General features: G+C 68.4%; 11 protein-coding genes. 5 read left to right on the top strand and 6 right to left on the bottom strand.

What is annotated here, in order from left to right:
• Positions 1 to 45 precede the first annotated feature (45 nt).
• Positions 46 to 525, top strand: coding sequence for a peroxiredoxin (locus ACNQOV_RS07520; protein ID WP_416394008.1), 480 nt, complete (start codon positions 46 to 48; stop codon positions 523 to 525).
• A gap of 217 nt (positions 526 to 742) precedes the next feature.
• A complete protein-coding gene (locus tag ACNQOV_RS07515) occupies positions 743 to 1,291 on the top strand; it encodes a hypothetical protein (protein ID WP_416394006.1) in 549 nt (182 codons plus the stop codon).
• Positions 1,292 to 1,385: 94 nt separating this feature from the next.
• On the opposite strand, the gene ACNQOV_RS07510 is transcribed toward ACNQOV_RS07515, so the two are convergent.
• Complete coding sequence (locus ACNQOV_RS07510; RefSeq protein ID WP_022906080.1) at positions 1,386 to 3,098, bottom strand: ABC transporter family substrate-binding protein; 1,713 nt, start codon at positions 3,096 to 3,098, stop codon at positions 1,386 to 1,388.
• A gap of 262 nt (positions 3,099 to 3,360) precedes the next feature.
• Here ACNQOV_RS07510 and ACNQOV_RS07505 point away from each other — a divergent pair, with 262 nt between their 5' ends.
• From ACNQOV_RS07505 to ACNQOV_RS07495, 3 genes are read left to right on the top strand one after another with little or no spacing between them, the layout of a single operon-like run.
• A complete protein-coding gene (locus ACNQOV_RS07505; protein ID WP_402264527.1) occupies positions 3,361 to 4,341 on the top strand; it encodes an ABC transporter permease in 981 nt (326 codons plus the stop codon).
• Positions 4,342 to 4,344: 3 nt separating this feature from the next.
• A complete protein-coding gene (locus tag ACNQOV_RS07500) occupies positions 4,345 to 5,283 on the top strand; it encodes an ABC transporter permease (RefSeq protein ID WP_022906078.1) in 939 nt (312 codons plus the stop codon).
• Positions 5,276 to 7,420 carry a dipeptide ABC transporter ATP-binding protein gene (locus ACNQOV_RS07495; protein ID WP_402264530.1) on the top strand — a complete coding sequence of 715 codons (2,145 nt, stop codon included), beginning with the start codon at positions 5,276 to 5,278 and terminating at the stop codon, positions 7,418 to 7,420. Before ACNQOV_RS07500 ends, ACNQOV_RS07495 begins: the two co-directional genes overlap by 8 nt.
• Positions 7,421 to 7,579: 159 nt before the next feature.
• Here the strand turns inward: ACNQOV_RS07495 and ACNQOV_RS07490 are convergent, their stop codons facing one another.
• The 5 genes from ACNQOV_RS07490 to ACNQOV_RS07470 form a co-directional block, all read right to left on the bottom strand.
• Positions 7,580 to 8,050 carry a PH domain-containing protein gene (locus ACNQOV_RS07490; protein WP_022906076.1) on the bottom strand — a complete coding sequence of 157 codons (471 nt, stop codon included), beginning with the start codon at positions 8,048 to 8,050 and terminating at the stop codon, positions 7,580 to 7,582.
• An 83-nt stretch (positions 8,051 to 8,133) separates the two neighbouring features.
• Positions 8,134 to 9,876: a dipeptide ABC transporter ATP-binding protein gene (locus ACNQOV_RS07485; RefSeq protein ID WP_416394002.1), complete on the bottom strand. Its 1,743-nt coding sequence runs from the start codon at positions 9,874 to 9,876 to the stop codon at positions 8,134 to 8,136.
• Entirely contained in the window at positions 9,873 to 10,823 is a 951-nt protein-coding gene (locus ACNQOV_RS07480) for an ABC transporter permease (protein ID WP_022906074.1), read from the bottom strand. Before ACNQOV_RS07480 ends, ACNQOV_RS07485 begins: the two co-directional genes overlap by 4 nt.
• Positions 10,813 to 11,742 carry an ABC transporter permease gene (locus ACNQOV_RS07475; protein WP_022906073.1) on the bottom strand — a complete coding sequence of 310 codons (930 nt, stop codon included), beginning with the start codon at positions 11,740 to 11,742 and terminating at the stop codon, positions 10,813 to 10,815. Before ACNQOV_RS07475 ends, ACNQOV_RS07480 begins: the two co-directional genes overlap by 11 nt.
• A 231-nt stretch (positions 11,743 to 11,973) precedes the next feature.
• Positions 11,974 to 13,602: a peptide ABC transporter substrate-binding protein gene (locus ACNQOV_RS07470; RefSeq protein ID WP_416394000.1), complete on the bottom strand. Its 1,629-nt coding sequence runs from the start codon at positions 13,600 to 13,602 to the stop codon at positions 11,974 to 11,976.
• Between the last annotated feature and the right edge of the window lie 226 nt (positions 13,603 to 13,828).

Genomic DNA, 13,828 nt, shown 5'->3' with positions numbered 1-13,828 from the left:
GCGCGGCGCGGCACCGGACGGAGGTCGCGCACCTACCGTTGCGGCATGAGCATCCCCGAGGTCGGCGATCCCGCACCCGGATTCACCCTTCCCGGCATGATCGTGCGGGACGGCACCCGCACCGACGACGAGTACGCGCTGTCCGCCGAGATCGGCCGGACCCTCGTGCTCGCCTTCTACCCCGGCGATGCCACCCCCGTCTGCACGGCGCAGCTCTGCAGCTACCAGGAGGAGCTCGACGACTTCGGTGACCTCGGCGCCGTCGTGTGGGGCGTCAGTCCGCAGGCGCTCGACTCGCACGAGGCGTTCGCCCGCGGGTCCTCGCTCACCTTCCCCCTGCTGAGCGACACCGCCGGCGACGTCATCCGCGCGTACGGCGTGCAGGCGCCGGGCATCGGCCTCCGACGGTCGGTGTTCGTGATCGGACCCGACGGCGTGGTCCGCTGGCGGCACGTCGGGCTGGTCGGGCTCCGGTTCCCGAAGGCCGAGGCGATCCGGGCGCAGGTCGAGCTCCTCGTGGCCTGAGACGGCTGACACGGCGTGTCGGTCCCCAGAAGATGCGACACCCTGGGGTATTGACACCCGAACGGGGGCCGAGGACCATTGACGCCACGAGAGGTCCACACAGGGCCTGCCTCCCCGGGGAATCGGGTCGTCCGGAGATACGCGCAGGTGTGTCACACCCGCTCCCCGGACGTCTCCGGGGAGGCATCTCGTCACCTCGTCTCGTACGCTCGTCCGGGTGACCACGATCCTCGCCCCCGGCATGCGCCTGCTCGCCGTCGTCCTGTGGGTCGCGGCCGTCGCGCTCGTCCCCCTCGCACTCCTGACCGGCGGCGCCGTCTGGCTCGCCCCCGTCCCGAGCATCTGCATCGCGTTCATCGCCTGGGCCGTCCTCTGGCGTCCGCGCTTCGAGCTCACCGACGACCACCTGCGGATCGTCGACGTCCGGCGCACCAGCACCTACTCCTGGCGGCGCATCACCGAGGTCCGCACGAAGTACGGCCTCGAGGTGGTCACCAGCGAGGGCGTCCGACGCACCTGGCTCGCGACCCGCAGGTCGGCTCGGCTCGCCGCGGTGATCGACGGTCGTCCAGGAGGCGCGACCCGCCTCGACGTCGACGCTGCGGCCGAGCGGATCCGCGGCTTCGTCCCGGCGCCGCCCGAGGCGGACGGCCCGCCTCCGGCGACCGTGACGGCTGCGCCGATCACGCACCGCGTGCACGGGTGGACGATCCTCGCGATCGTGGTCCTCGCCTTCGTCGCGACCCTGGCGGCCGCGCAGCTCTGAGCGCCGCGATCCGTCGTCCGCTCCCGCAACGAAGAACGACATCCCCGACGTCGTGCGACGTCGGGGATGTCGTTTCCGGGTGGAGTGCGGCGGACTACTTCTTGTAGCCCACGTCCTGCCACTTCACGGAGGACTGCTGGAACTGCGCGGGACCGTAGTTCACGAGGTCCTTGCGCACGCCCCAGGCGTAGGGCTCCGGGAACAGCGGGATGGTGCCGGCGACCTTGACGATCTTCTTGTCGATCGCGTCCGCGTCCTCGATGCGCTTGTCGGCGTCGAGCTCCGCGTTGGCCTTGTCCCAGGCGGCACCGAGCGAGTCGTCCGTCACGCCGGTGTAGTTCTGACCGGCGTCGGCCGGGTAGTAGATCGACTTCAGCGACGACACCGGGAACGGCGTGCCCTGCCAGGCGAAGTACGTGGCGTCGAAGTCACGGCCGTCGGTGGTGACGTACTTCGTGAAGAAGTCGTCGGTCGGGACGGTGTCGATGGTCACCTTGAAGCCGGCGAGCTTGGTCTGCTGCTGCACGAGCTGCGCGACGTTCGCCGAGTTCTGGTTGTCCGACGGGATGACGAAGCGGACGTCGAGCGTCTTGCCGCCCTTGGTCGCGTAGCCGTCCGAGCCGATCGTGTAGCCGGCGTCCTCGAGCTTCTTCTTCGCCTTGTCCGTGCTGTAGCCGTAGACCGACGAGACGTTGTCCTGGTAGCCCTTCTGGCCGGGCAGGTACACGAGGTTGTTGAGCACCTGGACCGGGCTCTTCACCGGCGAGAGGATCGCCTGCGCGACGACCTGGCGGTTGATCGCCTGGGCGAAGGCCTGACGGACCTCCTGGTCCTTGAACACGTCGGACGTGCCGTTCAGGGTGATCTGACGCTGGGTCGTGCCGAGCGAACGCTCGATCTTCGAGTCCGAGCGGCTGTTCGCGGTCTTGAAGTTGTCCGCGGAACCGTTCAGGTTGAACGCGTCGAACTCCTTGTTCGCGTACGCCTGGGCGACACCGTCGCGGGACACGGTCTTGAAGACGATCGTGTCGAGCTTCGGCGCGTCACCCCACCACTTGGAGTTCTTCTCGAAGGTCACGACGCCGCCGTTGGCGTCGAAGGACTTGAGGATGTACGGGCCGGCGGAGACGTACGTCTTGCCGTCGGCGGCGTAGGGACCCTTCGCCCACGAGTTGTTGAAGTGGTCGGGGGTGTCGACGGCCCAGTAGGGGTAGATCGCGCTGAAGACGCTCGGCCAGTCGGCGTTGGTCTTCGAGAACGTGACGATGACGTCGCGCTCGTCCGACCCCTGCTTGACGGAGTCGACGTCCTCCCAGACGTTGGTGGCGAGCGGGGCGAAGGCCTTGTTCGTGCCGTTCAGCGCCTTCCAGTTCGCCTCGACGTCCTTCTCGGTGATCGGGGTGCCGTCGGACCAGACCGCCTTGGGGTTGATCTTGATCTCGACGGTCTGGGGCGAGTCCTTCGTCAGCTCGATCGAGTCGACGTAGTCCTTGTTCGCCTCCCACTCACCGTTGGCCTTGAACTGGATGAACCCCGGCAGGTAGGTGCCCGCGATCGTGTTGTCGTCGACCGTCCCGGAGTCGAGGTTCGACAGCTGCCAGTTCGCCGGAGCCGAGTCGATCGGCAGGGTGAGCGAGCCGCCGTCCTTGATCGTGTCGCGGTCGGCGACCGTCCAGCCCGTCGACTTCAGCGACGACGTGGCGACGGCCGAGCTGCTCTGTCCGGCGGATCCGCCGCCGGAGCAGCCCGCGAGCACGAGTGCCGCGGCGGCTGCTGTGGCGAGCACGGCCGTCGTCTTGATCCTCATTCGCATGGCGAGGATTCCCTTTCGTTGTGGTTCGCGCCGGAGCGCCGGGACGCGACAGCCCCCGCCGCCACGCCTGTTGGTTGAGAACCCTAGTCACATCCGAAGGTCGCACAAGGCCTGCTGTACCGAATCGAAACATGGTCGTAACGAATGTTGCATAGCGTCAACAGTGATCACCCACCCCGGCTCGGAAGCGGCTAACCTGTCGCCACCGAACAACGCCGTCCGGACGGACGGCCGCACCCCCCTGAGGTCCCAGTACATGCTTGCTTTCCTCGCGAAGCGGATCGTCAACTACGTGATCCTGACGATCGTCGCGACGACGCTCGGCTACCTGCTCGCCAGCGCGACGCTCAACCCGACGGCCAGGTACCTCGGCAAGAACCCGCCGGTGCCGCAGAGCTCGATCGACGCCGCGCTCCAGAAACTCGGCGCCGATCCGAACACCCCGCTGCTGGTCCGGACGTGGAACTGGTGGGTGAACCTCGTCACGCACGGCTCGCTCGGCATCAGCGCCCGCGGCACCGAGGTCACCGCCGACATCGTCGCCCGGTCCGGCACGAGCCTCCGGCTGCTCGTGATCGGCACGCTGCTCGGCGCGATCCTCGGCGTCCTGCTCGGCGTCTGGAACGCGGTGCGGCAGTACAAGACGTCCGACCAGGTCTCGACCTACGCGTCCTTCGCGGTGCTCGCGACCCCGCCGTTCGTCATCGCGGTGGTCCTGATGATCCTGGCGACCAACCTCAACAACGTGGTCGGCACGCAGGTGATCAGCTTCACCGGTGAGTACACCCCTGGCGTCAGCGGGTTCTTCCCGGTGCTCGGTGACCGGCTGGTCCACCTCTTGTTACCGACGATCTCGCTGACGGTGGGTGCCGTCGCGTCGTACTCCCGGTACCAGCGCTCGGCGATGCTCGACGTCCTGTCGAACGACTTCATCCGGACGGCACGCTCGAAGGGCCGGACGCGTGGATCGGCCATCATGCGGCACGGCGTCCGCGTCGCGCTCATCCCGATGTCGACGTTCTTCGCCTACTCCTTCGGCCTCATCCTGACGGGTGCGAGCATCACCGAACTCGTCTTCAGCTGGCACGGCATGGGCGAGTACTTCGTCCAGAGCATCAGCAACAACGACATCAACGCGGCAGCGGGCACGATCCTCTTCACGGCGATCCTCGTGCTCATCGCAGGCACCCTCGCGGACCTGCTCTACGCCGCGCTCGACCCGCGAGTGAGGGTGTGACCCGTGTCTGTTCTCGACCCCACGACCACGAACACCGCCGGCGACCCCGGTGACGGCGGCGCCGGCACCCCGGCGCACGTCGTCGAGGTGAAGGGTGGCCGCACCCCGCTCTGGCGCAAGGTGCTCGGCACCTGGCGCGCCCGCATCGGCGGCGGCGCGCTGCTGCTCATCCTGCTCTGGGCCTTCGTCGGTCCGTACCTGTACCACTGGAACGCCGTCGACTCCGACGGCCTGGCGTTCGGCATGCCGCCGAGCGCGTCCCACTGGTTCGGCACGAACGACATCGGGCAGGACATCTACGCGCAGACGCTCGTCGGCCTGCAGAAGTCGCTGCTCATCGGCCTCATCGCCGGTCCCGCCGCCACCCTCATCGCCGGCATCGTCGGTGCCGTGGCCGGGTACTTCGGCGGGTTCGTGGACCGGGCGCTCGTCTGGGGCATCGACCTGCTGCTGGTCATTCCGTCCTTCTACGCGCTGGTCCTCCTCAGCCCGCTGTTCAAGAACCTCAGCTGGCTCGCGCTCATCGTCGGGCTGGCGATCTTCGGCTGGATGATCATGGCGCGCGTGATCCGTGGGCAGACGATGTCGCTGCGGGAGCGCGACTACGTCAAGGCCGCGCGGTTCATGGGCGTGCCGTCGTTCACGATCATCCGGCGGCACATCCTGCCGAACGTGGCCTCGCTGCTCATCATCGACGCCACGCTCGGGGTCGGCGCGATGATCCTGTCCGAGAGCGCCCTGAGCTTCTTCGGCTTCGGCATCCAGGTGCCGGACGTGTCGCTCGGCACGCTGCTCGCCGCCGGTAGCCAGTCCGCGGTCACCCGACCGTGGCTGTTCGTCCTGCCGGCTGCGACGCTCGTCGCCACGGTCCTCTCCACCAGCCTGCTCGGCGACGCCCTGCGCGACGCCATCGACCCCACCTCGGGAGCCAACCGTGACTGAGCCCCTGCTCTCCGTCTCCGACCTGACCGTCACGTTCAACCCGGGCTCGAAGCCCGTGTACGCCGTCCGCGGTGTGGACTACTCCGTCAACCAGGGCGAGTTCCTCGGCATCGTCGGCGAGTCCGGGTCCGGCAAGTCGGTGTCCTCGATGGCCGTCATGGGCCTGCTGCCGTCGTCGGCCAAGGTCGAGGGCAGCATCCGGTTCGACGGCCGCGAGCTGCTCGGCCTGAACGACCGCGAGATGTCGAAGCTCCGCGGGCGCGACATCGCCATGGTCTTCCAGGACCCGCTCTCCGCCCTGACGCCCGTGTACACGATCGGGCAGCAGATCGTCGAGGGACTGCGGCTGCACGACCGGAGCCTCACCCCGCACGCCGCGCGGACCCGCGCCGAGGAACTGCTGCGTGTCGTGGGCATCCCGAACCCCTCCAGGCGACTCGACGCCTTCCCGCACGAGTTCTCCGGCGGCATGCGTCAGCGCGCGATGATCGCCATCGCCATCGCGAACGACCCGAAGCTGATCATCGCCGACGAGCCGACGACCGCGCTCGACGTGACGATCCAGGCGCAGATCCTCGACGTCCTGCAGACCGCGAAGGAGATGACCGGCGCCGCGGTGGTCCTCATCACGCACGACCTCGGTGTCGTCGCCGGCAACGCCGACCGCGTCGCCGTGATGTACGCGGGCCGGATCGTCGAGACCGCTCCGGTCGAACCGCTCTTCCGCGAGCCGGTCATGCCGTACACGATCGGGCTGCTCCGCTCGATGCCGAACATGACGTCGGCGCGCTCGGAGCGCCTCGTCCCGCTCGAGGGCCGCCCGCCGCTCCTCACCCAGAAGCCGACCGGGTGCCCGTTCGCCGACCGCTGCCCGGCCGTGCTCGACGCCTGCCGCGAGGGCGAGCCCGCCCTGATCGCCCCCACGGTCCCGCCGAGTGCCGACAACCCGGTGCTGACCGGCGCGACGCCCACGATCTCGAACGGCGCCTTCGACGACGAGCACACCGCCGCGTGCATCCGCCGCGACGAGATCGCCGCCGGGACGCTCGCTCGCTCCGAGATCTTCCCGCGTCCGGAGGACGTGCCCGAAGCCGAGATCGACCACGGCGACGACGTGGTGCTGCAGCTCGACGACGTCGTGAAGACGTTCCCGCTGACCAAGGGTGCGCTGTTCCGTCGGCGCATCGGCGAGGTGCACGCGGTCGACGGCATCTCCCTCACCCTGAAGCGCGGGCAGGTCCTCGGCCTCGTCGGCGAGTCCGGCTGCGGCAAGACGACCACGATCATGGAGATCCTCGAGCTCGCCGGCGCCCAGCAGGGCACCATCAGGGTGAACGGTGTCGACACCGGCTCGCTGTCGAAGGCCGACCGCCGTGCGCTCCGCAGCGACATCCAGGTCGTCTTCCAGGACCCGATGGCCTCCATCGACCCCCGGCTCGACATCGGTTCCGTGATCGGCGAACCGCTCACCGTGCAGGGTGTGCCGAAGGACGAGATCCGTCGACGGGTGCGCGATTCCCTCGAGCTGGTCGGCCTCGAGCCGAGCTACATCGACCGGTACCCGCACGAGTTCTCCGGCGGGCAGCGCCAGCGCATCGGGATCGCCCGCGCGCTCATCGTCGAGCCGAAGATCCTCGTGCTCGACGAACCGGTCTCCGCGCTGGACGTCTCGGTGCAGGCGGGCGTCATCAACCTGCTCGAGGACCTCAAGCACCGGCTCGGCCTGTCCTACCTGTTCGTCGCGCACGACCTGTCCGTGGTCCGGCACATCGCCGACGACGTGGCCGTGATGTACCTCGGCCGGATCGTCGAGTACGGCGACGGTGACCGGGTGTTCGACGACCCGCAGCACCCCTACACGCGGGCGCTCCTGTCCGCCGTCCCGGTGCCCGACCCGTTCGCCGAGGCCGCCCGCGGACGCATCCTGCTCGACGGCGACCTCCCGTCGCCGACCGAACGGATCGAGGGGTGTCGCTTCCGGACCCGCTGCCCGCTGTACCAGCTCCTCGACGAGGGCCGGCAGCAGCAGTGCCGTTCGGTCGACCCGCGGCTGCAGGACGTGCACGGCCGCGGTGTCGCGTGCATCCAGACCGACCAGAACCCGCTCCTCACCGAGCGGGTGGAGGCCGTCGCGTAGGCGGTTCCGCGAGACGGACTGGAGGGGGGGGGGGGGGGGGGGGCGCGCCCCCCCCGCCGCGGGGGGGGGGGGGCGGGGGTCCGGCGGCCGGGGGGGGGGGGGGGGGGCGCGGCCCCCCCCCGCCTCCAGTCCGTTGCGGGTCGCGTCGCGGACGCGACGTCAGACGAGCAGGGCGACGACGCAGAGGACGACGATCACCGCTCCCGCGACGAGCGCGGGCCGGTCCCATCCGCGGACCACGGGCCCGTCGGCGGCCGTACCGTGTCGTTCCGACCACCGGTCGCGCACCGCGACGAACTCGTCCGGCTGCCGCAGCACCCGGGGTTCGCCGCGGCGGGTCGGCTTCGGCCGCGGCAGCGACGGGCCGCCCCAGCAGGTCAACCGCCGGCCGTCGGCGAGGTCGAGCACGATCTGCCAGCGCATCCGGACGTCCTCGACGGCGCCCCACGGCACCGTCGTCCGGCGGAGCGGGTTCACGACCGTGACGGCGTCGTCGGCGATCCGCACGTGCGGGCGGAAGGTGAGCACCCAGAGCACCCAGACGAGGGCGGCGAGGGGACCGACCGCGTGCAGGACGACGTCCCAGCTGCCGCGGACCGCCGCGTCGCCGAGCATGAAGAGGGCCAGCACGGCGACGAGGCCGGACGCGACCGCGCCCCCGCGACCTGCGCGGAGGACGACGATGCGTCCGGCCTCGTTGGTGTCCAGCGGGATCAGCGTCCGAACTCGAACCCGGCGCCGGGGATGGCGTCGAGCAGGTCCTTCGTGTACTGCTCACGCGGGTTGGCGAAGACCTCGTCGGTCGTCGCCTTCTCGACGATCTGCCCCTTGCGCATGACGCAGACGTTGTCCGCGACGAGGCGCACCACGGCCAGGTCGTGCGTGATGAACAGGTAGGTCAGGCCCAGCTCGGACTGCAGCTCGGTGAGCAGGTCGAGGATCTGGCCCTGCACGAGCACGTCGAGTGCGGAGACCGCCTCGTCGAGCACGATGACCTCGGGCTTGAGCGCGAGCGCGCGGGCCACGGCGATGCGCTGCCGCTGCCCGCCCGAGAGCTCGTTCGGGTAGCGGTTCACCATCGACTTCGGCAGCGCGACCTGGTCGAGCAGCTCGAGCACGCGCGCACGGCGCGAGTCCTTGTCCCCGACCTTGTGCGTCTTCAGCGGCTCGGCGATCGTGTTCCCGACGTTGTACATCGGGTCCAGCGAGCCGTACGGGTCCTGGAAGACCGGCTGCACGCGGCGGCGGAAGTCGAAGAGGTCCTTGCCCTTCAGCGCGCCGATGTCGATCCCGTCGAACTGCACCGTGCCGCTCGTGATGTCCTCGAGCTGCAGGACGAGCTTCGCGACGGTCGACTTGCCCGAACCGGACTCGCCGACGAGCGCCGTGGTCGTGCCCTTCGGGATCGAGAACGACACGTCGTCGACGGCCTTCAGCTCGCGGGTGGCGAGGTTCTTGCCGCGCAGCTTGTAGACCTTCTCGAGGTTCTTCACCACGATGAGGTCCTCCGCCGGCTGGTGCTCACGCTGCTGGGCACGGGCGAGGAGCTCGGCGTCGTCGCTGCCGACGTCCGCGATGTCGACCCGCTGGTGCTGCACCTTCGACTGGATGCGGCGGCTCGCGAGCGACGGCGCGGCGGCCACGAGGCGCTGCGTGTACGGGTGCCGCGGGTTCGCCAGGATCTCCTTCGAGGGACCGGCCTCCACCACCTGGCCCTTGTACATCACGACCAGCTTCTCGGCCCGCTCGGCGGCGAGGCCGAGGTCGTGCGTGATGAACAGCACCGAGGTGCCGAAGTCGCGGGTCAGTGTCTCGAGGTGGTCGAGGATGACCCGCTGCACGGTGACGTCGAGCGCACTCGTCGGCTCGTCGGCGATGAGCAGCTTCGGGCGACTCGACAGACCGATGCCGATGAGCACGCGCTGCCGCATGCCGCCGGAGAACTCGTGCGGGAACTGCTTGAGGCGCGTCGACGCGTCGCCGAGGCCGGCCTCCTGCAGGACCTCGACCGCGCGGGCGCGGATCGCGTGCTTGCCGGTCGCGATCCCGTTCGCCTTGATGGCCTCTTCCACCTGGAAGCCGATCGACCAGAGCGGGTTGAGGTTCGACATCGGGTCCTGGGGGACGTAGCCGATCTCCTTCCCGCGGATCTCCGACATCTCCTTGTCGCTCAGCCCGACGAGCTCGCGCCCGTTGAACTTGATCGACCCGCCGGTGACCTGGCCGGTGCCGGGCAGGAGCTTGATGATCGACTGCGCGCTGGTCGACTTGCCGGACCCGGACTCGCCGACGATCGCGAGCCGTTCGCCCTGCTCGAGGGTGAAGCTCGCGCCGCGGACCGCCTGGACGAAGCCGTTCTGGGTCTTGAAGCCGACCTCGAGGTCGGTGATCTCGAGCAGGGGCGCGCCGGTGCCGCCGGTACGGCTGGCGTTCGGCTGGGTCAGAGTCTCGCTCATCGGCGGGCCCTCGCCTTCGGGTCGAGTGCGTCGCGGACCACGTCACCGAGGAGGAGGAACGAGAGCACGGTGATGGACAGTGCGGCCGACGGCCAGAAGATCGTCGAGGGCGCGGTGCGGATCGACGCCTGCGCGTTGCCGATGTCCTGGCCCCAGCTGAGCGCCGAGTCGGGCAGGCCGATGCCGAGGAAGGACAGGGTCGCCTCGGCCACGATGAACGTGCCGAGCGACACGGTCGCGACGACGATGACCGGCGCGAGCGAGTTCGGCACCACGTGCCGGACCAGCGTCGTGAAGCGGCTCACGCCGAGCGCCGCCGAGGCGGTGACGTAGTCGGACTGCTTCGCGCTGAGCACCGCGCCGCGCATGATGCGGGCGATCTGCGGCCAGGCGAACACGGCCAGGACGAGCGACACCGTCAGGGCGTTCCGCGCCGGGAGCACCGACATGATCACGATCGCGCCGAGCACGGTCGGGATCGAGAAGAAGATGTCACCGATGCGGGACACGATCGTGTCGAGCCAGCCGCCGAAGAAGCCGGCGAGTGCGCCGATCACGATGCCGACGACCGACACCAGGACCGTCGCCACGATGCCGACGATGAGCGAGTTGCGCGTGCCCCAGATGGTGCGGGCGTACACGTCGTTGCCCTGGCGGTTGAAGCCGAGGATGTGGCCGGGCTCGGACCCCTCGTTGCTCTTCGCCAGGTTCGCCGCGCGCGGGTCGACATGGGCGAAGAGGCCCGGGAAGAGCGCCACGAGGATGATCAGCAGGATGAGGACGGACGACACCCAGAACATCGGGCGGACCCGCATCGCGTCCCACGCGTCACTCCAGGTCGAACGGGTCTTCTCGTCCTCGTTGACCTGGTCGACCGCCTGGAGCGGGGTCTCCTCGATCGGGGCGACGTAGTGGGTCGCCGAGCGGGGTTCGGTGTTACTTGGCATAGCGGATCCTCGGGTCCAGGACGGCGTAGAGCAGGTCGACCAGGAGGTTGGCGAGCATGAAGATGATGACCATCACGGCGACGAACGACACGACGGTCGGGCCCTCACCGAGCTTGACGGCCTGGAACACCGTGCCACCCACACCGTGGATGTTGAAGATGCCCTCGGTGACGACCGCGCCGACCATCAGGTTGCCGATGTCGACACCCAGGTAGGTCACCACGGGGATGAGCGAGTTGCGGAAGATGTGCACGCCCACGACCCGGCGTCGCGCCAGACCCTTGGCCGTCGCGGTCCGCACGAAGTCGGCCGACATGTTCTCGGCGACGCTCGCGCGGGTGAGCCGGACGATGTACGCGAACGACACCGTCGCCAGCACGATCGCCGGCAGCACGAGCTCGGACCACGGCGCCTGGCTCGACACCGTCACCCGGAACAGCCCGAGGTTGATGCCGAAGACGTACTGCAGCAGGAAGCCGACGACGAACGTCGGGACCGAGATGAGCAGGAGGCTGACGACCAGGGCGGTCGCGTCGAAGAGCTTGCCCTTGCGGAGGCCGGCGATGACACCGACGACGATGCCGGCGATCGACTCGAACAGCAGGGACAGGATCGCCAGACGTGCCGTGATCGGGAACGCCTGCGCGAGCTGCGAGCTGACCGGCAGACCCGAGTAGGTCAGACCGAGGTCGCCGCGGAACACGCCGCCGATCCAGAGGAGGTACTGGATGATGAACGGCTTGTCGAGGTTGTACTGCTGACGCAGCTGCTCGATGACCTGCGGGGACGGCTGACGATCGCCGAACAGGGCGGCGATCGGGTCACCCGGCAGGGAGAACACCATGAAGTAGATGAGGAACGTGGCCCCGAAGAACACGGGGATGAGTTGCAGGAGGCGCTTGCCGAGGTACCAGGCCATCAGATCCCTGCCTGGTTCGGGACGCGCATGTCGTTCAGGTTCATGTCGTGAGGGGTGGACGGTCCGCGGGTCGGCACGGGTGTCCGGTGCGGGCGGCGGCGCCCGCGGTGGTGGGGGAAGGTGTTGCCGCCGTGGTACGGGGGTTCGGGAGCCTGGTGGGCCCCCGAACCCCCGTCCGGTGGTCGCGGAGCAGGATACCCGTCCGCGATGTGTCTCACGAGGAGACTGGTGTTACTTCTTGACCTCGACGTCGTAGTACAGCGGCACCGAGTTCCAGCCGAACTTCACGTTCGACACGTTGTCCGCGTTCCAGACGCCGGTGACGTTGGAGTACCACAGCGGGATCTCCGGGAGGTCCTTGAACAGGAGCTCCTGCGCCTGGTCGAAGTACTTGTTGCCCTCTTCGACGGTCGCGGCCGAGCGGCCCTTCGCAAGAAGGTCGTTGTACTCGGTCGAGTCGTAGCGCGAGTAGTTGCTCGACGAACCGTCACCCATGGTCGGGCCGAGGAAGTTGTACAGCGACGGGTAGTCCGCCTGCCAACCGGTCCGGCTGCCGCCCGTGAGCTTGTTGTCCGTCTGGACCGCGAGCGCCTCGGCGAAGGTCGGGTACGCCTTGCCCTCGGCCTTGATGCCGAGCGTGCTCGAGATCGAGTTGGTCACCGCGGTGACCCAGGCCTGGTGGCCGCCGTCGGCGTTGTACGCGATGGTGAGGGTGTCGTTGTACTTCGAGATCTTGTCGGCCTCGGCCCACAGCTCCTTGGCCTTCGACTTGTCGTAGGTCAGGACGTCCGAACCGTCGAGGTCGTCGTTCCAGCCGGCGATCACCGGGGAGGTGAAGTCCTTGGCCGGGGTGCGCGTGCCTTCGAAGATCTTGTCGGTGATCTGCTTGCGGTTGATCGACAGCGAGATCGCTTCGCGACGGAGCTTGCCCTCTTCACCCTTCCAGTGGTCGAGGTAGTAGGGCAGGTAGATCGCCTGGAAGATCGCGGCGGCCTGGTTCACGTTCGAGTCCGGGAAGTCGGACTTGTAGGTCGCGAAGGCGCTGTCCGGCACGGCGTCGAGGACGTCGAGGTTGCCGCCCTGGGCGTCGGAGTACGCGGTGTCCTGCGAGGTGTAGAACGTGACCGTCAGACCGCCGTTCTTCGGCTTGCGCTTGCCGACGTAGTCCTTGTTGGTGACCAGCTTGATCGACTGGTTGTGCGTCCACGCACCCTTGCCGTCGAGCTTGTACGGGCCGTTGCCGATCGGGTCCTCACCGAAGGCCTTGGTGTCCTTGTAGAACGCCGAGGGCAGCGGCACGAACGCCGAGTAGCCGAGCGACAGCGGGAAGTCCGACTGCGCCGACTTGAGGGTGACGGTGAACTCGTCGTCGCTCTTGACCTTGAGGCCGGTGAGCTCCGAGTCCTTCGTCGCGTCGTAGCCCTCGATGTTCTCGAAGAAGTAGCTCGCGCCCTGCTTGTTCGAGAACTGGGCGGCCCAGTTCCACGCCTTCGTGAACGACTCGGCCGTGACCTTCTCGCCGTTCGTGAAGGTGTAGTTCGTGTTCAGCTTGATGTCGAACGTCTTCGAGTCATCGGTGTCGATGCTCTTCGCGACCTCGTTGACCGGCTTGCCCTTGGCGTCGTACGACACCAGGCCTTCGAAGACCGAGTCGATGATCTTGCCGCCGCCGACCTCGGTGGTGTTCGAGGGGATGAGCGGGTTCTGGGGCTCGTTGCCGTTGGTGGTGACGATGCCCGACGCGTTCGTCGAGCTCGACTTGTCACCGCCGCTGCTGCTGTTGCTGGAGCAGCCGGCCAGGGCGATTGCTGTGGCCCCGAGCACGGCGAGGGCTGCGAGCCCAGCGCGCTTCTTGATCAAGATTCCTCCTGGTGCATGGGACGCGGCGAGGCGCACGGGTGCCCCCTCGCCACGTTTGACCTTTGCACTGTAGGCAGTGCGGGGAGCGCTCACCAAGCCCAGAGGAGATCGGTTACAAATCGGAAACCAAGTTGCACGATCCTTGCGAGAGGATGCAAGATTCGGGCGGATCGCGGACGCCCGGGCGAGTTTGTTGCAACCGCATCGAGATGCTTGCATCGACGCA

The sequence above is a fragment of the Curtobacterium sp. LFS084 genome (assembly GCF_047977705.1).
In the GTDB taxonomy this organism is placed as follows: Bacteria; Actinomycetota; Actinomycetes; order Actinomycetales; family Microbacteriaceae; genus Curtobacterium.
This window is presented reverse-complemented; position numbering and strand designations above follow the sequence as displayed.